Origin of the sequence: Saccharicrinis carchari (assembly GCF_900182605.1) — a bacterium.
GTDB classification, from domain to species: Bacteria; Bacteroidota; Bacteroidia; order Bacteroidales; family Marinilabiliaceae; genus Saccharicrinis; species Saccharicrinis carchari.
The window spans coordinates 1,136,881-1,158,351 of sequence record NZ_FXTB01000001.1; the positions used below are offsets into that span (position 1 = coordinate 1,136,881).

General features: G+C 40.4%; 17 protein-coding genes. 10 read left to right on the forward strand and 7 right to left on the reverse strand.

The features are described from left to right. Positions 1-111: 111 nt before the first annotated feature. Entirely contained in the window at positions 112-2,325 is a 2,214-nt protein-coding gene (locus FN809_RS04075; protein WP_142532174.1) for a TonB-dependent receptor, read from the forward strand. 192 nt (positions 2,326-2,517) lie between these two features. Continuing rightward, on the forward strand, positions 2,518-2,841 hold the full coding sequence (locus FN809_RS04080; protein WP_142532175.1) for a heavy-metal-associated domain-containing protein: 324 nt from the start codon (positions 2,518-2,520) through the stop codon (positions 2,839-2,841). Positions 2,842-3,015: 174 nt separating this feature from the next. On the opposite strand, the gene FN809_RS04085 is transcribed toward FN809_RS04080, so the two are convergent. Both FN809_RS04085 and FN809_RS04090 read right to left on the reverse strand, forming a co-directional pair. Then, positions 3,016-3,708, reverse strand: a complete 693-nt coding sequence (locus FN809_RS04085) for an SIMPL domain-containing protein (protein WP_185957431.1) — start codon at positions 3,706-3,708, stop codon at positions 3,016-3,018. A gap of 173 nt (positions 3,709-3,881) precedes the next feature. Beyond that, positions 3,882-4,235, reverse strand: coding sequence for a response regulator (locus FN809_RS04090; RefSeq protein WP_142532177.1), 354 nt, complete (start codon positions 4,233-4,235; stop codon positions 3,882-3,884). A gap of 328 nt (positions 4,236-4,563) precedes the next feature. On the opposite strand from FN809_RS04090, the gene FN809_RS04095 reads away from it, so the two are divergent. The 6 genes from FN809_RS04095 to FN809_RS04120 all read left to right on the forward strand — a co-directional run bounded on the left by FN809_RS04095 (position 4,564) and on the right by FN809_RS04120 (position 13,640). Next, entirely contained in the window at positions 4,564-5,841 is a 1,278-nt protein-coding gene (locus tag FN809_RS04095) for a galactokinase (RefSeq protein ID WP_142532178.1), read from the forward strand. A gap of 12 nt (positions 5,842-5,853) precedes the next feature. Further along, complete coding sequence (locus FN809_RS04100; protein WP_142532179.1) at positions 5,854-6,876, forward strand: aldose epimerase family protein; 1,023 nt, start codon at positions 5,854-5,856, stop codon at positions 6,874-6,876. 351 nt (positions 6,877-7,227) lie between these two features. Continuing rightward, positions 7,228-8,481: an MFS transporter gene (locus FN809_RS04105; RefSeq protein WP_142532180.1), complete on the forward strand. Its 1,254-nt coding sequence runs from the start codon at positions 7,228-7,230 to the stop codon at positions 8,479-8,481. Between the two features lie 433 nt (positions 8,482-8,914). Continuing rightward, positions 8,915-9,490, forward strand: coding sequence for a TetR/AcrR family transcriptional regulator (locus FN809_RS04110; RefSeq protein ID WP_142532181.1), 576 nt, complete (start codon positions 8,915-8,917; stop codon positions 9,488-9,490). 182 nt (positions 9,491-9,672) lie between these two features. Then, positions 9,673-12,285, forward strand: a complete 2,613-nt coding sequence (locus FN809_RS04115; RefSeq protein WP_142532182.1) for a TonB-dependent receptor — start codon at positions 9,673-9,675, stop codon at positions 12,283-12,285. 236 nt (positions 12,286-12,521) lie between these two features. Continuing rightward, positions 12,522-13,640 carry a hypothetical protein gene (locus FN809_RS04120; protein WP_142532183.1) on the forward strand — a complete coding sequence of 373 codons (1,119 nt, stop codon included), beginning with the start codon at positions 12,522-12,524 and terminating at the stop codon, positions 13,638-13,640. Positions 13,641-14,128: 488 nt separating this feature from the next. On the opposite strand, the gene FN809_RS04125 is transcribed toward FN809_RS04120, so the two are convergent. Next, the gene (locus FN809_RS04125; RefSeq protein ID WP_142532184.1) at positions 14,129-14,554 is read right to left on the reverse strand and encodes an FKBP-type peptidyl-prolyl cis-trans isomerase; all 426 of its coding nucleotides are present in this window, start codon (positions 14,552-14,554) and stop codon (positions 14,129-14,131) included. Positions 14,555-14,744: 190 nt separating this feature from the next. Continuing rightward, a complete protein-coding gene (locus FN809_RS04130; protein ID WP_142532185.1) occupies positions 14,745-15,704 on the reverse strand; it encodes a PhoH family protein in 960 nt (319 codons plus the stop codon). 137 nt (positions 15,705-15,841) lie between these two features. Between FN809_RS04130 and mazG the strand changes: the two genes are divergently transcribed. Then, positions 15,842-16,615, forward strand: coding sequence for a nucleoside triphosphate pyrophosphohydrolase (gene mazG, locus FN809_RS04135; protein ID WP_142532186.1), 774 nt, complete (start codon positions 15,842-15,844; stop codon positions 16,613-16,615). Positions 16,616-16,674: 59 nt separating this feature from the next. Here the strand turns inward: mazG and FN809_RS04140 are convergent, their stop codons facing one another. Next, entirely contained in the window at positions 16,675-17,778 is a 1,104-nt protein-coding gene (locus FN809_RS04140; RefSeq protein WP_142532187.1) for an FIST signal transduction protein, read from the reverse strand. A gap of 19 nt (positions 17,779-17,797) precedes the next feature. After that, positions 17,798-18,001 (reverse strand): hypothetical protein, encoded by a 204-nt coding sequence (locus FN809_RS04145; protein ID WP_142532188.1) that lies wholly within the window; start codon positions 17,999-18,001, stop codon positions 17,798-17,800. 389 nt (positions 18,002-18,390) lie between these two features. Between FN809_RS04145 and FN809_RS04150 the strand changes: the two genes are divergently transcribed. Beyond that, positions 18,391-19,383, forward strand: coding sequence for a sugar ABC transporter substrate-binding protein (locus FN809_RS04150; protein ID WP_142532189.1), 993 nt, complete (start codon positions 18,391-18,393; stop codon positions 19,381-19,383). A gap of 214 nt (positions 19,384-19,597) precedes the next feature. Here FN809_RS04150 and yidC read toward each other — a convergent pair whose 3' ends face one another. Then, entirely contained in the window at positions 19,598-21,466 is a 1,869-nt protein-coding gene (gene yidC / locus FN809_RS04155) for a membrane protein insertase YidC (RefSeq protein ID WP_142532190.1), read from the reverse strand. Positions 21,467-21,471 lie beyond the last annotated feature (5 nt).

Sequence of the window (21,471 nt, forward strand, 5' to 3'; positions counted from 1 at the left end):
TTAATGATAAGGCTTTCATTGATAATTAAAGGATGCAGGGGAACGTGTCTTTACAAAAGCAGCTAATGCTCCCATGCTAAAAACAATTAAAACCACGCAAAATATTTATTGATGAGCAAGATATATACAATCGCTTTCGCTATGCTAATTTCCTTGTCGGCCTATGCCGCTAATATTAAAGGAAAAGTATTGGAGAAAAAAGAAAACAATACCGTTCCGCTGGTAGGTGTAAATGTTTATTGGGCAGGAACTACCCATGGCACCGTTACAGATTACCAAGGTAACTTTCTGTTGGAACAAAACAAAACAAAGAATCAATTACTCGTTTTTAGTTACGTAGGCTATCAAAACGATACAATAACTGTAAAAGGCACTTCGCCCATAACGGTGTTTATGCGTCAGGGTGCAGATTTAGACGAAGTAACCGTAACCTATCGCCGCCCCAATACATCCATTTCGAAACTGACCCCCCAATTTGTTCAAAATATATCGCAAAAAGAACTGGAAAGGTGCGCCTGCTGCAACCTTTCGGAGAGTTTTGAAACCAATGCCTCGGTTGATGTGGCCTATGCCGATGCTGTTTCAGGTGTTAAACAGATACAGCTTCTGGGACTATCCGGCCGTTATTCGCAACTTTCCATAGGTAACATACCCACTTTGCGCGGTGCCGAGTCGGCCTTTGGGATGGAATATATCCCGGGCACATGGATGGACGGTCTGCAAGTTTCAAAAGGTTCTGCCACCGTTAAAAACGGCTACGAGTCTATTACCGGACAAATAAATATTCAGTTAAAGGAACCCGCCGGAGAGGAACGCCTCCATTTTTACAGCTATGGAAACATGGACGGAAAGGTAGAATCAACCTTTGGATATGCTTTTGACTTAAACGAAAAATGGAGCACTTCCATTATGGTGCAAGGGAGTGGTAATTTTAGGGAGATGGATATGAACAACGATGGCTTTTTGGATAAACCCAAGGCCAAAATGGGTACCTTCATCAATCAATGGGATTATTCCGGCGATTCGTTCTCATCTAAATTTGGGTTTTCGTATATAAATGAAGAGCGCCAAGGTGGTCAAAAAGGGTACGATCATAACAAGACACAAGCCTTACAAACACTTTATGGAATCGGAATAAATGTAGAACGTTTCAATGCCTTTGCCAAAAATGGTTTTATTTTCGATCGTGAGGCAAGCAGCCTGGGCACCATCCTGTCGTACAATTACTTCGACAGAGAATCATTTTATGGCAACAGGGTATTTGACGTTACACAGCAAAATTTTTATGGCAGTATCGTTTATCAATCCTACCTGGGCGACACCCGCCATACCTACAATATCGGCACAAGCCTGGTATACGATAATAATGATGCACTCTTTAATAACGATAACGATAACGTAGGATACGAAGAAACCGTGCCCGGTGTTTTTGCCGAATACAACTTTATACCCAATTCAAAATTTACGCTTATGGCGGGTTTGCGCTACGATTACAGCAGCCTGCACGATGGATTTTTCACACCCAGAATACATACCAAGTATAGCCTATCCGATTATGTAACCTTCCGTGCCAGTGCCGGTAAAGGATATAGAACCGCCGATGCCATTAGCGAAAACTCCAACCTATTGGCCAGTTCAAAAGTGTTTTATTTTGATGAGAAGATAAAACAGGAGGAAGCATGGAACTACGGACTAAGCATGGTTAACGAAATCCCCTTGGGCCAAAGAAATTTAAACCTGAGTCTGGAGTTTTACCGTACCGACTTTGAAAATCAGTTGGTGGTAGACATGGATCAAAACAGCAAGGAAGTACATTTTTATAATCTGGATGGTAATTCTTTCTCTAATATTTTTCAGATAGAAGCAGGCTATGAATTATTTAAACGTTTTGACCTTACCGCTGCCTATCGCCATAACGATGTAAAGAGTACATTTAATGGAGTGGAAAAAGAAGTTCCGTTTGTAAATAAATACAAAGGTTTACTATCGGGATCCTACCGTACTAACATGGATAAGTGGCAGTTTGATGTAACAGCGCAGTTTAACGGCGACCAGCGTTTACCTTCAACGGGCAATAACGCCCCAGCCAATACCCGACCCGACACATCGGAGCGTTATGTAATACTATTAGCCCAGGTTACCAAAAACTACCGTAACTGGAGCGTTTATGTAGGTGGTGAAAACCTAGGCAATTTTAAACAAAAGGATGCCATCGTAGCACCAGAAAGCCCTTTCGGAACTGATTTTGATGCCAGCAGGATATGGGGACCCCTTTATGGTGGAATGGTATACGTGGGCGTTAAGTATAATTTAAGTAAGGAATAACAAGGTGGTGATGTGGTGGGGTAAGGTAATTGACAACGGATAATTATTACCTATTAGTGATCAGCCTGTTGGCGACACACGATCCGTCGAAAAATATTGTATTAAGATGACGATATACCGTGCTACCCCCGCAGCTTACCATTTATTAATATCTGTTTACTGAAATAAATAATCATTTAAAAACAAAACATCATGAAAAAGATGAAGTTATTGACAGTAACCCTGTTATTATTTATGGGTATGGCAAGCACTTTTGCCAAGGACGATCCTAAACTAAAGAAAGTAACCTACACATGTAATGTAGATTGCCACACTTGCAAGGAGAAGATAATGAAAAACATCCCTTACGAAAAAGGGGTAAAAAAAGTGGAGGTAGACATTAAAAATCAACTGGTAACGGTAACCTTCCGGAAAGACAAAAACACAACCGAAAAAATTAATAAAGCTATTGATAAATTGGGTTACCAGGCCAAAGTAAAACAACCTGAAACCAACGAGGCATCCGAAAAAAAATAATCGGACAGAGTTCAGTATACACTCCGGGAGTGCTTTTTAGACACCCCTCCCTGCCTAACTTGAGCAAGCCAAAACCCTGCAAAGGTTTTGCCCTGTTCAGGTTAGCTTGTGTTTGTCTTGCCAAGCCATCAACCTCATTTAGGTTCCTGGCACTCCCGGGAATTACCCCAGTATTTATTCCAGCATAAAATAAACAACTATCTCATATTCAAGTACTATTTTTTCAAAATCTATATCGGGCATGTTTCGCTGGGCAGCATCACTTTCGGCTTTAAATGCCCTATTTACCATCCGGTTCCTATAGGGCCTAAAGTTACGCTCTTGCACGTAAAGCGCCTTGCCAATCGTTTGACCAATGGCCTCCGCCATACTACGTGCTTTTTGTTGAGCGGCTTTTATTGCCTTTACCTTTACCTCTTGCCTGAATGCCTCAATTTTGGAATGGTCGGTTTTGAGGATAGCCAAATTGGAAATACCAATTTTTTCTAATTGGTAATATACCTGACCCGCCATTTGGCCACTGTTTACTATAAGCTGGTATTTTTTATCATTGCGGATACTCGACTTTTTATACCAATACTCTTTAAAGTCACTTGAAAAATCAAGTATGCTTAAATCACGCTTCACATCAACACCCATAGATGAGAGTGCGCTAATCATTTTTTTTTCAAGTTGCTCAACTTCCTTCTTCCCTTTACTATCATCTTCTTTAATCTCAATTGAAATATAAATTTCGTCGGGCACTATTTCTATTTTGGAGCTACCGGTTACCTCAATATAGGGCTGATCTATAAAATTTTTAACTCCTTGTGCTTGTGCTGTCGTAAAACCATAAATAACAACTAACAATAACAATAACTTTTTCATAAAATAATATTTTAATATTTGTTTGTCTATATAATGTACAAAGTAGAGTTTTTCCATAAAAAAAACGACACAAAATTAATTGCATCGCTTTTTATGCTGAAATATTTTTTAATCGTTGCTAGTATAGATGCGTTTAATTAAGCCCTAAGTACTTTCATCAAACTATAATTATTTCAATCTATTATTTTAATCGCATCATTAAACTCAACTACATTAACCGGTTTTTTTAAAAATGCCTTTGCCCCGGAGCTTAAACAAGAATCTATTGTGCTTTGCTGCGTATCACCTGAAACTACAACTATAGGCACCCCTATCCATTCCTTTGCCATGTCTCTTAGTATTTCAAAACCATCTTTTTGAGGCATGTATAAATCCAATAATACCAAATCAGGTCTTTCTTTTATTATAGTCTGCCATCCCTCCACCCCATCATTGGCTTCCAATATATGTAATCTGTAGTTTTTTAACATACTGCGCAACGCCAGCCTCGAATCCAAGGCATCATCAACAATCAAAACTTTTTTCATCACAATAACGATTTACGCTTTATACTTATATATAAAGAAACGCAATATATTACAAATAGATTATAGATATTGATAAAACCGCGTATACTTTATTTAAACCCATGCATTTACACCATCAACAACATAGCTGCCATTTCTTAAGTGTTAAAAAATTGAACTAGTAGGGACTGGTAGGTATTTTGTTATATTTTTTTCTTATTATTGCAATAACTAAAAAGAATTAACCAGAAACACCTACTATTTAGCGGATAGTAACTATTAATCTTATCTGGTAAAAGGATTGCAAAAAGTACAGAACTATTCATCTTAATAAATAAATTACAAAATCATGGCACAGATTAATTCGTTAATCGAGAAATTGAACGGTGGTGACAATCCATTTTTTAAAGAATTATACGGTACTGAGAAGTCTGTTTTAAAAGAGCAAGCTGATCGTTACATAAAGTACATGAACGAATTTAAAAGCATCTACAAAAGTAGTGATGTGAGTCTATTTAGTTCACCCGGGCGTACCGAAGTGGGAGGCAACCACACGGATCACCAACTGGGACGTGTTTTGGCCGGTGCGGTTAACCTGGACAATATTGCGGTAGCAGCGCCCAACGGAACAGATAAGATAAGAATAACATCTGTTGGTTTCGACCCTTTTGAAGTTGACCTTAACGACTTAGAGATTACTGAATTTAAGGTTACGCCGGGCAACCTGGTAAAAGCCATTGCTACAGGAATAAAAGAAATTGGTTTAAAAGTAGGTGGTTTCGATGCTGTTATACATGGCTGTGTCCCCGAAGGTTCCGGTTTAAGCTCCTCGGCATCTATCGAAGTGCTCATTGGTGCCATTTTCAGCCATTTGTTTAACGACGGTAAGCTTGACCCTGTAGACAATGCCAAGATAGGACAAAAAGCCGAACACGCCTGTAAAAAATTCTGCGGATTAATGGATCAAACAGCCTGTGCCGTTGGTGGTTTTATTACTATTGATTTTAAAGATGCCAGCAATCCGATTGTTAAAGCAATCGATTTTGATTTTGCCCACACCGGTTACTCCTTAGTAATAACCAATACAGGCGGTAGCCACGGTGGACTTGATGAAGAATACAATGCACTTCCCGGCGAAATGAAATCTGTGGCTAAAGAACTGGGGCACGATGTACTGCGTCCACTTTCGATGGAAAAAGTAGTGGAAGCCATACCTGCCATACGCGAAAAAGTTGGCGACCGGGCATTACTTCGCTCCATACACTTTCAGGCCGAAAACGCCAGGGTTGTCGATGAGGTAGCCGCTTTGGAAGCCGGTAATTTTAACAAATTTCTGCAATTGGTTATCGATTCGGGGTTCAGCTCGTACATGTACAACCAAAATATTTATGTAGGCAACGATCCGGCTTATCAAAGTGTATCCTTGGCGTTAGCCCTGAGCGACCTAGTACTTAAAGGTAAAGGCGCCTGGCGTGTTCATGGCGGAGGGTTTGCAGGAACCATTCAGGCTTTTGTGCCCAACGACGCACTACATACGTACATTTCAACCTTAGAGCCGGTATTTGGAAAAGGCAATTGTCATGTACTGTTTATCCGATCCAAAGGTGCCGTAAAAGTAGAACTTTAAAAATTTTTAGAAATGACAAAAGCTTCAGATGTTTTTACGCTAAAGAACGCAAACAATGTTGAGCTTACCTTTATTGGTAGAGGTGGGCAGATAACAGGAATGAAAGTACCCGACGCCAAAGGCGAAATTACCGATGTAGTGATTGGCTATCCCGGCATAGAAGAAACACTCGCCGGCGATGCTTATCTGGGTGCCCTGTGTGGCCGATATGCCAATCGCATTGTAAAAGGCACTTTTGAACTCGATGGAAAAAAATACCAATTGGACATCAACAACGCCCCCAATCATTTGCATGGTGGACACGATGGCTTTAACAGCCGCGTATGGGAGGTTGAACCATATGCCGACAGCAGGTATGCGCAAGCTTATAAACTATCGCTCACAAGTCCGGATGGTGATCAAAAATATCCCGGAGAACTTACCGTTAGCGTAATATATGGCTTGACCAACGATAACGAACTGGTGATAGATTATACGGCTCAAACTACAAAGCCAACCATTGTTAACCTCACCAGTCATGCCTATTTTAATTTAAAAGGAGCAGGAACGGGCAACATCGAAGATCATCTACTGGAGGTGAACGCCGATTATTACACGCCTATTTCTGCCGATATAGGCACCGTTAACGGCGAAATAGCACCGGTAAAAGGTACTGCTATGGATTTTGTAGATGCCAAAACAATAGGCGAAACATGCCATAGCAATGATCCTCAGGTTAAGATAGTGGATGGCATAGACCATAATTTTGTGATAAGCGGTTACGATGGGAACTTAAAGCTGGCAGCCAGATTAAAAGATCCCACGAGCGGCCGCGAAATGGAAGTTTATACCGACCAGCCGGGTATACAGATTTATACGGGAAGCCATTTCGACAGTACAGAGATAGGAAAATTAGGTAAACCCATACAAAAATGGGCAGGTCTGGCCATGGAAACACAAATATTTCCGGATTCGCCAAACAAGGATAACTTCCCTAACGCTATTCTCCGACCAGGAGAAACTTATAAACATACTTGTGTTTATCGATTTTTGTAATAGCTACGAAGATTAAATAAGAGGATAGCGATAACTGCGCTTATTAACAGCCGGCTCATCTATTACTTAGCCAGCATACTTGCCGTTATCGTCTACCCTCCGGTTAAATACGTTTAGCCAAAATAAATAATTTAAAACTATTTTTTATAAGCGCTTTTTTTGTGTTAAATGTCAAACATGCGTTTTTAAGTATTATATTGCTACCGTTTTAAAACACGCAGATTGTTTGCAACGATATTATATTAATAAGCAATAGAAACATAAATTCAAATTAATTAATACAAACTAGAAGCAAATAGGGTTAACCTTATCATTTGATAAAGTTGGCTGCTATGTTAACTATTTAAAATTATGAATAAACAGAAGAGTTATTTGGGGCCATTTGTAACAATGGTATTCCTGTTTTTTATTGTTGGTTTTTTAACCGTGGTGTTTCAGCAGTTTCAAACACCCTTGCGCGAAGCATTTTTAGGCGCAGATAGTATTAAGTCCATTAAAAACACATTAACCATTATGGTTACTTTTGCCTGGTTTTTAGCTTATCCGCTAACAGGTAATACAGGTTCGAAATGGGTAGATCGTTTTGGGTATAAAAAAACCTTACTGCGTGCTCTGGGTGTGATGGTAATTGGCCTGTTAATTACGGCTGGATCTGCCTACCTGGGCTCCATGAAGGACGGTATTGTTATAGCCGGTATACCCTTGGGCTTCTTTGTGTTTCTTATTGGTTCTTTCGTAGTGGGTGCAGCCGCAACTATTATGCAGGTGGTAATTAACCCTTACCTGACGGCCTGTGAGGTAAAAGGAACAAGTGCTATTCAACGCATCACCATCGGTGGTTCATCCAACTCCATTGGTACCACTTCTGCTCCGTATTTTGTATCGGGTCTTGTGTTCGGTGGCGCTTCCATGGCCGAGGTGGACATCAATAAAGTAATCATACCATTTATGTTGTTGGCCATTACCATTGCCTTGGTAGTCTTTGTTGTAAGCCGTTTGTCCTTGCCTAACATTGAAGGTACAACCAACGTAAGCGGTGAAAAACTGGAGAAAAGCATCTGGTCCTTCTCCCACCTGAAGTTAGGTGTGATTGGTATTTTCTTCTATGTGGGTGTTGAAGTGGCAATTGGTGCCAACATAAACGTGTATGCCGAATGGTTGGGCGGTTCCTTCGCCGAGGCAGCCGCTAAAATGGCCACTTTATACTGGGGTGGTATGTTGGTAGGCCGTTTAATTGGCAGTACCTTAAGTAAAATTTCTGCCAAGACGCAGCTGGTGGTTACCTCTGTAGGCGCTACTGTTCTGGTTTTAATCTCGATGATTTCAGGTAATCCTTGGTTTTTGGTGGGTATTGGTTTATTACACTCCATTATGTGGGGCGGAATCTTTTCACTAGCCGTGGCCGATCTTGGCAAATATACCTCCAAAGCTTCAGGTGCCCTCATGATTGGTGTAATCGGTGGCGCTATTCTGCCCTTGTTGCAAGGAATGATGGCCGATGCGCTGGGTGGCAACTGGGCTTGGACTTGGACACTGGTTATCCTCGGTGAATTGTATATTTTGTACTATGCACTATTGGGTTCAAAAGTACGCCAGAAAGGTTAATCGTTTTAAAAAAACAAAAGTAACAGACATGACTTTCTGGTTTTCCGGGGAGTCATGTTTATTTATGTAGCTTGCCTTAAAAATGTTATTAAAATATACTTGTATCATATAGCTTTAAAAAAAATGGTGAGAATATATTATTAATAACATACATAGCATAGCAATCTTAAGCCACTAAAGAATATAATTTCTGAAGTGGCTTTTTTATATACAGCCTAGCAAGCAAGGTGGTTTTTATAATAAACCAGGCCACCCTTAATAGTGCCGGTTTGGACAAAAACAGGTTGAAAATATAAAACCGGGTAGCAGAACCGATGTTATTTTAAAGTAAAAATGAAATCACCGCATAAGCAACTCTTGTTTTTAACCAACATTAATGTATTTTTATGAAGGGAAAACAACTTGCACTCTTAAGGAAATAAACATCCCTTCGATGAATAAAAAACGAAAGCCTACAAAAAAGGAAATTATTATAAACGAAGCCGTAGAATTATTCGTTAACAAAGGCTTTACGGCTTCTACCAACGAATTGATAAAACTAGTAGGCATAGCCAAAGGAACACTCTATCATTACTTTAAAAGCAAAGATCAGCTCATTGTGGAGATATACAAAACCCTGATGTTTGAGATTGAAAAAGAATGCGTGTCGGAAATGTCGGAAACAGACGACCCGCAGGCCTATACCAAAGACGTATTCGGAAAAATAGTGAGCTGGTTCATAAAAAACCCCAAGCGTTTTGCCTACATCAATAGTTTTGAGGCCAGCCCCTATATAAAAATTCATGCACTCTCGGTGCGTGAAACTTTAAGCGGTCCGCAAAAAAATATCTTGCAGAAGGTAAATATGGGTGTGATGAAAAACTACGACACCCACCTGATTACCTATTTTGACTTTGCTTTTACCCGATCTATGGCCAATTATTTTCTTTCCCAGGGCAACCCCATGTATAAATTTAAAAAAGAATTTAACGAAGCCTTTGATTTATATTGGAACGGCGCATCAAGATAAACTTTCAAGAAAAAAAATCTTTATCTATAAAAAGGTAATTACCTCAGCTATAACAATCTGTTAGGCCAGGTTAACCTTCAAACAACCGACTTGCTGGTCGGTTTTATTCATTTTTACATCAAAAAATTCAAAAATTTGAGTAGCTTTAAAACGTTTATTCAACCTTAAATCAATTTTTGAAAATGAAAAATTTAATGACAAAGCTCTATGTGGTCAGTATATTGCTGGCCCTTCCCATGGCAGTCTTTGCCCAGGGTAAAGTATCCGGTAAATTGGTGGACGCCGACACGAAGGAACCCCTGATAGGGGCGGCCATCTTTTTAGAATCAGACAACGGTGTAGGAACGATTACCTCACTGGACGGTACTTTCGCACTAAATCTCGAAAACGGTGCTTACACGCTTGTATTATCCTATTTGGGATATGTAGAGCAAACAAAAGCTATTCGGGTAGATGGCGACCTTAAATTAGGAACTATTAAGCTGGAATCTTCCTCTGTAGGCCTTAACGAAGTGGCAGTAATAGCCTCCGTAGCTGTGGACCGCAAAACACCCGTTGCACTATCTACTTTGTCGCCACAGGTAATAGAGGAAAAACTGGGCACGCAGGAATTTCCGGAGATACTCAAATCAACCCCCTCGGTATATGCTACCAAAGATGGTGGTGGATTTGGCGACGGACGTATCAACGTTCGAGGATTTGATTCGCCCAACGTGGCCGTTATGATAAACGGAATACCCGTAAACGGAATGGAAAACGGCAGAGTGTATTGGAGTAACTGGGCCGGGCTTGCGGATGTGACCCGATCAATGCAGGTACAGCGCGGATTGGGAGCATCAAAGGTGGCCGTTCCTTCAATCGGTGGATCCATCAATATCTTAACAAAAACCACCGATGCCACTAAAGGTGGTTCTATTGCAACATCAGTGGGTAACGATGGCTACAAAAAGGTTTCCTTCAACGTATCTACCGGGCTTAACGAAAAAGGTTGGGCAATGACCCTCCTGGGTGCAAAAACAACCGGCGACGGATATATTCAAGGCACCGAGTTTGAAGGATACTCCTACTTTTTGAACGTTGCCAAAAGGATTAACGACAACCACCAGCTATCCTTTACCGCTTTTGGTGCCAAGCAATGGCACTACCAGCGAAGCAGGTTCGACAAACTTTCGATAATGGACTGGGAGACTAAAAAAGATAAATATAAATACAACGGTACTTATGGCTTTGGAGTAAACGGAGTACGTAAATCATCGGCCAAGAACTTCTATCACAAGCCCCAATTTTCGCTGAACCATTACTGGAACATTAACGAAAAATCAAGTTGGAGCACATCGTTATACGGTTCAGTTGGTAATGGCGGAGGACACTCTGCCCGTGGCGATAACCGCAGTTGGTTGTACGGGACTGACGACACGTACAGGACCCTTGACGGTTACAAGGACTATGCAGCTATTCAAAAAGTGAATGCCGAAAACCCGGATGGCGCCACTTCCATAATAAGTATATCTAACAACAGCCACCGCTGGGCGGGTGCCATCTCTACCTATAACACAAGAGTAAACTCCATCGACTTTTACGGAGGTATTGATTTTAGATATTACGAAGGAGACCACAACAACGAAATAGAGGATCTTTTAGGGGGTGCGTTTTTTATAGACCCATACAGAGCTAGAGTGGCCCACAAAAAGAACGACCTTTCATTTACCCAGAAGGAATTATTGCACGGCGATAAAATCTACCGCGATTATGTGGGTCATGTAATGTGGTCGGGTACTTTTGCTCAGGCCGAATATAACAAAGGCCGATTGGCCGCATTTCTTTCGGGAGCGCTCTCCAATACTACCTATTGGCGAGTAGACAACATGTACTATGCCGAGAATGAAAAAAAATCGGATAAAATTGATTTTATCGGATTCAGTGTCAAGGGAGGTGCCAACTATAACTTGACAGATATTCATAATGTATTTGCCAACATAGGATATTTTTCCAGGGCACCTATTTTTGACGATGTATTCCTCTCGAGCAACAACAGCAACAGCATGAACGATGGTGCAGAAAACGAAAAGATATTCTCTACCGAAGTGGGTTATGGCCTCAGAACAGCACAAGTTCATGCCAACCTGAACCTGTACAGAACCGAATGGCGCGATAAGTCGTTTACCGATGCCATTGACAGCCAGGATCCAGACCTGGGCAGGGTGAATGCACAAGGAGTGAACGCCCTGCACCAGGGAATTGAACTTGATTTAAAATACAAACCCACCAAAAATTTGGAGATTACCGCCATGGGATCGTACGGTGACTGGCAATGGGTGGATGATGTAGAAGCTTTTATGATGGACCGCGACGGTAACCTTGTGAACAGAGACAAGGAGATTGTTACTGACCCCAATGAAGCTGAAAAAGTGTTGTTGAACATTGGAGATGTGCATATTGGCGATGCAGCACAAACAACCGCTGCCTTAGGTGTTAACTACAACTTTTTAGATGGTTTTAAAGTAGGAATCGACTACAACTATTACGATAGGTTGTTTGCCGATTATGGAAATATCGACGATCTGGAGGGAGAAGATACCTGGCAAGTTCCATCGGCCAACGTATTTGATGCCAATGCCAGCTACCGCTTTAAGTTTGGCAGTTTCGACGCATCCCTTTTTGGTAAGGTAAGCAACTTGTTCGATGCAGTGTACATCACCGATGCCGAGAGTGGATCCAACGACACATGGAAAGATGCCTACGTTTTTTATGGTTTTGGCCGTACTTGGTCCGTAAGCCTTAAATTAAATTTTTAAAGGAACCGTTAGTTATAAAATTAGCATGATGAAACGAGCCCCCGAAGTGTCGGGACAGACTATAAGAGTTCTTTCTCGAACAAGAGCGGCATGAATGGCAAGTTACTTCGAATGCTATATGTAAACAAATAATTTTAATGTGATGAAACCGGCATAGCCGGAGCAAATAATTAGGCCACACAGGAGGATGATTATAAATTGCACTGGCTATCAGGGTTTTGCTAATTTTTAAACAAATGAAAAAGATTTTAAATATAACCATTATAGCAGCTCTGTTTGGTTTGATGGGCTGCGAGGACGTAACCGATCAATTTGACGGTTTGGATGATCGACAGTCCAATTTTAACATTGGCAAAACACCGCTCGAAGGCCCTTATGTTTTAACCGAAGAGGATTACGCACTGTCGTCAAATAAAGATGTTAACAATTTCAAGAATTTTTCGGAATCGCTTCCCGCTAAAGATTATGTACCGGAAATTCTGAATAAGAACTATTATACCAAAGAGGCCGGGATTGAATTGAGAATTACCTACGATTATTATTCCAGGCCGTCGGTTGATGAAGATAATGCGTATGAAATTAGTAACGATGAATATAAACTCATGGGTCAATCCTATTCTAATTTTACCAATGACGACCTGGCAAAGGCATCCATTGCCCTATTGTTCACAAATAATATCCCTCTCAGTTTAATGGATCCGGGTTCGGAGCTAACTGCTAAATATGTTATTGCCTCACAGGGAGATACCAGATATGTAAAAGTTAACGACGATTTTTCTACCGAAGTACTGAGCAAAAAGCCGGATGCATTTTATACCTTAAGTGGAGATGACTATGATCTTTTGGGCGAACGTTACCCTAATTTTTATTCTATCTCCGATGCACAAACCAAAATTGCTGAATTTGCCCAGATGGCAGAGGGCAAAGGTGCGGGCAATTATGCCTGTGTGGTGTACAGAAGTTTTTACGACAGATACGCAGTTTACAAATATGATGGCACCGCCTGGTCGTTGTTGGGTTCTGTAAACCCCAAATCCGAACTGTTTAAGTTCGACGGTATGGAATGGTCGTGGATACCCCCGATTAAATTCGTAAAATCCGACAAAGCATTTACGGTGGAATACGAACTAACCGATGCCGACTACGAATTGGTAGGTAACGGTAGGTATTATAATTTTGACGTACGAGAAGGCAAGGACGAGGAGAGTGAAGAGGTACGGATAGAAAAAATATCGAAAATTCTCAAAACAAATTTCGAGGTGGCTTTAGGCCAGGTGTATAAAGTATCGTTTAAAGTGTACAGTGGCCAAAACGAAACTTGGGATCTCACCCTGGAAGCTGTTGAGGACAACTAAAAAGAAGCGAACAATCAAGCTATATTCAAGGCCGACCCCGCGGGGGTCGGCCTTCTTTTTTATACATCCCCTATCAGCTATACCCTGCCAGGTTTCAGGCTTTCGATTGATTCCTATCCCTCAGATACCGGCAGACTGCGACGGGCAGAGAGCGCTTGTCTCCCAAATCGAACTTGGGAAATGTTGTCACGAGCAGGCTTGTATTTTTACAATCAGAAAATCCTTTTAAAATAGGCTGGTAGATTGTTATGCCAGTACCGATTGGTTTGTCACAATCATTTTTTTTAAGCTGATTTTTTTATTTACGGATCAATGCACACCTGTTTAACCAAATGCAGCCACCAGGCGAAAATTCATATTTGACAATGTGCATTGGGCGTATGGAATTTATGGGTGCGGCATGTCAATTGATTACGTATTAATAGGACGTAACAGACTATGCCTACAGGTGCGCATAGCTTTTTCGCTACAAGTACTTTGCAGGCTGCCTAAAAATCAATCAAAGTAATTTTAAACTTTAGCACCTTACCGTCGCGATAAGCGTAGCTGCTCGGAACATAAAGGTAGGCCGCACCACCTTTTTTCATATAGGGGATACCGATTTGCCAGCCAAGTATTAATTCCGACAATTTAAATGTTATTGGATCATCGGTTTGCGGCACCCGCGTATCCGAAGGCAGATTGTACAGCTCATATTTTACCTTAATATTATCGCTTAAAATGGGGCTCTCACCTGTACCTTCCTTTATATGCTGAATATATACACCCGAAGGGTCTTTTATCGCCGTTGTTATGTCATTACTGTCAAGGTATTTCTGGATAGTTTTATCATCCTTTTCCATTACCGACTCCTCTTTTTTGCAACTGCCCAAGGCCAGTGCAAGTGTTAGAATGATTAATAGGGTGTTTTTCATTTTCAAATTGTTAATAGTTTATTTTGGATATTTATATGAAACCTATGAGGCAAAAAAACACCTTTGTTGCGTGGTTATAGAAAAGTTTTATGAATTTCACACCTTCCTGAAGTTTGAATTAAAGTGCTTTGCCGAATTAAAACTCCTTAAAACAGCCTTTTAATCGAATAATTTGCCTAAGAGGTAGCCTTTATTGTGTTTTGACTTCTTCGCCTGGTTTCCTCTTATCGTAGGCATCCACAATGCGTTGCACCAAGGGGTGACGCACAATGTCGTTAACATCAAAAAGTATTGTTTTAATCCCTTTTATTCCCTTTAAAATTCGCATGGCCTGCACTAATCCCGACATAGATTTGCGTGGTAGATCAATTTGTGTAATATCGCCGGTGACCACATATTTAGTGCTTTGCCCCATGCGTGTTAAAAACATTTTAATTTGATTGGTAGTGGCGTTTTGTGCCTCGTCCAGTATTACAAAAGCCTCGTTTAGGGTACGTCCACGCATAAAAGCCAGGGGGGCAATTTGTATAGTTCCGTTTTCTAAATAATCTTTTAATTTAGCTGCAGGTATCATGTCCTGCAGTGCATCATATAAAGGCTGCAAATAGGGGTCTATTTTTTCTTTCATATCACCTGGTAAAAAACCCAGCTTCTCCCCTGCCTCTACCGCCGGGCGACTAAGGATAATTCGGCGTACCTCTCGCCTTTTAAGCGCTCGCACAGCAAGGGCAATGGCGGTATATGTTTTTCCCGAACCTGCCGGACCCACGGCAAGGATAAGGTCATTTTTTTCGTACTCCTGCACAAATAATTTTTGGTTGGGTGTGCGTCCTCGTATGGGTTTTCCGTTAATGCCGTGCAATATAACATCATTTACCTCCTTAGTTCTGCCTACTGCTCCACTTTCCACAATCTCCAATATGGAATGTTCGCTAAGTACATTGTACTCATTATAGTGCTCGAGCAACAGGTGTACTTTTTCTTCAAAGTTAAGTACCTCCTCCTCCTCCCCCATAACCTTAAGCCAGTCGCCACGGGCAATAATACGCAATTTGGGAAATCTGTTTTTCAACAAATCAAGCTTTACGTTTTTAACACCCAAAAACTCAATTAAATCAACAGAATTCAGGTAAATCAGTTTTTCTATCATATCATAAAATAAACAATAATGCTTACAAAGAAACAACAAAAATCAGTAAATCTAATACAAGGCACTAAAAGCGTTTCACCGAAATAAATATTACATTTAAACTTTATTCATAAATCGACACAGAAAAACAAAACATAATGCAAAAAAAACTGACGGCCTTTGAAGAATTACTCCATATAATGGATGAGCTGAGAGAAAAATGCCCTTGGGACAAAGTACAGACCAATAAAACACTGCGTACACTTACCATTGAAGAAACCTATGAACTGGCTGATGCTATTATTAAAAATGACCCGGCACTCATAAAAAAAGAATTAGGAGATTTACTCCTGCACATTGTATTTTACGCCAAAATAGGTGAAGAAAAAAATCAATTCACCATTAAAGATGTAATTGACTCCCTGAACGAAAAATTGGTGTACCGTCATCCGCATATTTTTAGCAACACGCAAGTAAACGATGCGAAAGAGGTGGAAGAAAACTGGGAACGGCTTAAACTGAAAGAAAAAGATGGTAACAAATCGGTATTGGCAGGAGTACCTCATTCGTTACCGGCCATGGTTAAAGCCAATCGAATACAGGATAAAGCTCGAGGTGTGGGTTTCGATTGGGAAAACCGTGAGCAAGTATGGAACAAAGTACAAGAAGAATTAAAAGAGGTAAGAGCCGAAATTGCCAAAGGCGATTCCGACAAGATAGAAGCCGAATTTGGCGATTTACTGTTTTCCATTATAAATACCGCACGCCTGTATGGCGTAAACCCCGAAAATGCCTTAGAAAGAACCAACCGTAAGTTTATAGCACGTTTCAATTATCTCGAAGAAAAAACTATTAAAAAGGGTATCGACTTAAAAAATATGTCACTATCCGAAATGGATAAAATATGGGATGAAGCAAAAACAAAGGAATAATCCTTATAAGGATGGCACCCTGCCTTTGCCGGGTGCCATCTATGGAATACCATTTTTAATTATTTAAATAACAGTATTGTTGCCGTTTGATTCATATGGCCGATATAACTCTCGCCATAGGTGCTCAAACCAACGGTGGGTATGTCTGCAAAGAGCTTACCATAGGCATTGGTTTGATTTTTATCTTGTAGCTCCAACGTGCGAAACATGCAATTAAAATTTATAAGTGCCGAGACAGAACCCAGCTCTTGTACTTTCTCAGCTAAATCCTGCTTGGTGCTTTCAATAATATCTTGAGACTCCAATAATTCCAATTCGACTCCTTCGTTAATGCCACAGTAAAATAAAACATCATTACCATCAACCCTTTGCGGACTGCGGACAAAGTAATCACCAACTACAGAAATACCCAATGGATGAGTAAAAAACTGGTTTTCCACAAGTTCATCATTAGTGCCCATTAAACGGGCATACTCTGTACTAGCCGGCTTGCCGTTTATTTCCATAACCCTTCTGGCTTCGGATTTTGTAATAAGAGCTTTTTTATTTAAACTTTTAAAACTCTGCGTTTTAAGCACACTAAATGCTGTATTACATTTTAACAGAGCTATTACAGCTGCGTTGCTGTAATATTCGCCATTAGCATACACATAGGTTTTTTTAAAAGCCATGTTGTCGCCGGCCGAGCCTCCCACAAAGGTTATATTGGTTAAGTCTCCAATACGTTCGTTTATCTTTTCTTCCATGCCGCTCAAACCATCTATGAGCAACAAGCCCACATGTTCTTTTGTATCTAATTGCGATAAATCTTCTCCATAGTAGTCCTTTAACCTTACAAAACTTTTGTCAACGGCCAAAATATCTTCGGTGATATCGGTCAGTACTTCAATTTTACAATCCTCAACAATTTCCTCACCAAGCGCCATAAGTACAATACTGTTTTCGAGCATTTTACCCGAAACAATTTCCCCCGATGAACTGCAACCAATAACTGGTGTTTGCTCGAACATCTCGTAAACTCCCCTACTTATTTTTTCGGGATTTATGGTTGGAGAAGCGTAAAACTGAATAAACTTTGGATCGCAATCTCCAATTTGCATTTTTATATCTTTCAGGATACCATCTATATCCTGCTTTGTGGAGTGGGCTATTTTTACTTTCATTATATTTACTTTAAAACTGTTAATTCGAAAGCTGTATGTTAAAATTTTCAGCTACCTCGTAAATTTTGGCAATCATCTCGTCTGTATCAGGCGTATCAGCCGTAATCTTATCGGGCATTATACCCTTCAATATCAATTTTATGCGTACATTCCTTTCTTGAAATGCATCGCCCTGAGCTTTTTTTCGTACCAGCTCATCAATCAGCAATTTTGCTTTTCCCATTGTTGCTATATTATTTTAGTTAAAAATTATTTATACCACAATAATCGGGTAAGTAATCCTATAAAACCGGAACAACCTACCTCGCTCCAACATGGCCCGGCACTAAATACATAGGCCGCACAGGAGACGGATTATAAATTGCACTGGTAATCCGCGCTTTTCCGGTTTTATAACGGATGAAACACAGTATATACTTGTACGCAGCCAAAAGCGGAAGGATGTGCACTATTGATGAAAGTGATAAATTATATGACTAAATGCGTCAATAAGTCTAACGGGTTAATATTTATCCATAAAGCCAACATTGCATTTTGCATTGTTAAACATTTTTTCGTACTTTAATTAGGTATTTTGATCACCCATAAATATGTACTTAAAACACTCCTGTTATGAAAGCACCTAAAATCATTTTTATTTTTGCACTTGCCCTATTAACTATGGCAGGATGCAAACACAAACCGAGTGTAGGCTTGCTCATGGACACGCTACAAACGGAACGATGGGAAAAGGACATGACACTAATTGAACAAAAAGTGAAAGAGATGGGGGGCACATGTACGGTTGCCATCGCCAATTCAGATGCCAATAAACAATTGGAACAAGCAAAAGAAATGATTGATAACGGAGTGGAGGTGCTAATTGTGGTGGCGGTAGATTCGAAAAAGGCATGCGAAATTGTTAATTATGCGCACAAAAATAGAGTGCCGGTGATTTCCTACGACCGCCTGATAAAAGATTGCATGCTTGACTATTACATAGCCACCGATAACATAGAAATTGGCGAGCTACAAGCCAATTATCTCACCCGCATTAAACCAACAGGCAAATATGGTATTATAGGAGGCTCCATTATCGACAATAACGCTCACCTCCTTTATCTGGGACAAATGAACGTATTGCAGCCTCTGGTTGAAAAAGGAGACATAGAAATTGTTTTTAGTGAATTTTCTGATAGTTGGGCCTTACACGAGGGGTATAAAATTACCAACAATTATTTAAATCAGGAGAATGCCGAACTGGATGCGGTTATCGCCGGAAACGATGATTTGGCCGCCGGTGTGATCAGTGCCCTTAAAGAACATAACATGGGCGGGAAGGTATTGGTAGCAGGCCAAGATGCCGAACTACAAGCCATCCGCAACATCGTTGGTGGAAACCAAACTATTACCATTTATAAGCCCATTGAATCTATGGCTCATGCAGCGGCCAACGCAGCCATTAAAATTGCACATAACAAAGCACCTTCAGATATGAACCTGACCATTAATAACGGTAAGCATCTGGTTCCGGCTATTTTATTGCCTGCACAGGTGGTACATCGTCAAAATATAAAAATGACCGTCGTTTCTGAAGGCTTTATTGAGGAAGAGGAAATTAATTAGTGGGTGGCGGCTGGCTATTTGTGGATATTAATTACCAATACCTGAAGGGTCAACTGCAAAGCAAATAACGAAAAAAAGTATAGCCTGATTATTACCTCGTAAAGCATTGCATTAGCCAGTTTGGTACTACTCTCACCAACTTATTCAAACGCAAAAAAGGAGAACACGTTCGGTTCTCCTTTTTTTATTTTTGACATTAGCCTTACGCTATAGCCTATCTTTTTTTCTTTCCTTTTTGCGACTTCTGTTGCAGCTGTTGTTGCTTGGCCATTTCTTCGATACGCGCCTGAAAACCTGATTTCTTTTTGGGTTTCTTTTGATTGGCGGTAAGCTTAGCCAATATCGCTTTTTCGTCGATAAACCTTCTGATCAGTAAAGTTTGTATTATCGTTATCAAAGTAGATACAAAATAATAATAGCTCAACCCCGAAGCATACTGGTTAAAGAACACCAAAAACATTACGGGCATCATATACATCATGGCTTTCATACCCGGCATTTGGTTGGTAGATGCCGTCATCTCCTGGTTCATTTTTGTATAAACAATATTGGTAATTGCCATTAATAAACAAAATAAGCTAACGTGATCGCCATAAAATGGAATGGTGAACGGAAGATCCAGTACTGAGTCGTAGCTGGATAAATCGTTAGCCCACAAAAAGCTCTCGTGTCTAAGCTCAATAGATGCAGGAAAAAAGCGGAACATGGCAAACAGGATAGGCATCTGCAACATCATTGGCAGGCATCCACCCAAAGGACTTACACCCGCCTTGCTATATAATGCCATAGTAGCTTTTTGCCTTTCCATCGCTTTGTCGGCAGGTATCTTCTTATTAATCTCGTCAATCTGGGGCTTCAGCACCTTCATTTTAGCAGTTGACATATACGATTTATACGTCAACGGAAACAATACCAGCTTAATTATCAAGGTAAGTAACAGGATAATCAATCCATAATTCGCTATGCCACCTTCTAACCAGTTAAATATGGGTATGATGGCAAACTTATTTATCCATCCAAAAATACCCCATCCTAAGGGAATGATTTCTTCTAGGTCGAGGCCGTTTATTTTTTTAAGGGTTTTGTATTTGTTTGGACCAAAATAAAACTGAAAAGCTTTCTCGTTCTGCATTCCGCCGGCATGAGGAATCACCAGCGAAGCCGTGTTGGTACTTAAAATAGGCGAATTACCCTCTTCGGGATATACATTTAAATTAACTTTTCCCGCAGCAAATTTATCTTTGGCAATCAGTATCGATGAAAAGAACTGATCTTTAAAAGCAATCCACTTTAATGGGGTTCTGAAATCTTCGTCGCCCGACTTACCTGAAATATCGTCCACCACATCCTCGTAATACTTATAATAAACCCCGGAATATTGAATCTCAAAAGTACGACCCTTTTCCTGGGCTATCACGTCCATCTTCCAATCCAAATCAAAACCTCCCCTGTTGGCCTGTATAAGGTTATCTACATTGTTTTGCACGATTGCAAAATCTACGAGATACGATTGATCCGACAGCTTATAATCGAAAGCCATAAACTGATTTGCTCCCAAATTTAATTTAAACCGTAAAGTAGAATCGTTACTGGCATCACTGTCAACAGTAAAATGCAGATCATTGGTATTTAAAATACGATTATTGTAAAAAAAGTTAAAGCCAAAAACATTTTGGTCGCCATCAAAAAGCACCAGCGGATCATCCTTGTAATTGGTAAATTCTTTTAACTCTACCGAGTAAACCTTTGCACCACGACTTGAGAACTTAACCTTTAATAACTCATTTTCCAGGGTGTAAAACTCATTCTCTCCATCCACGGCATCCGAAAAAATACCAAATTTATCCGTTTTACGTTTGTGAAGTACACTGTCGGGTGTTGCCTGTAATTCTTGCGTTACTGCCTGTTGGTTTATATCGGCCTTCTGAGCAGCTTCCTGTGCCGAAAGAGCTTCGACCCGGGCAATTGAATCGCGGCGTAGTTTTAAAGCTTCTATTTCTTGTTCACTGGGTTTATTCATCCACCAAAATAGCCCAAGAATTATGGCTATCAGTATCATACCCGTAACGGAGTTCCTATCCATTTTTT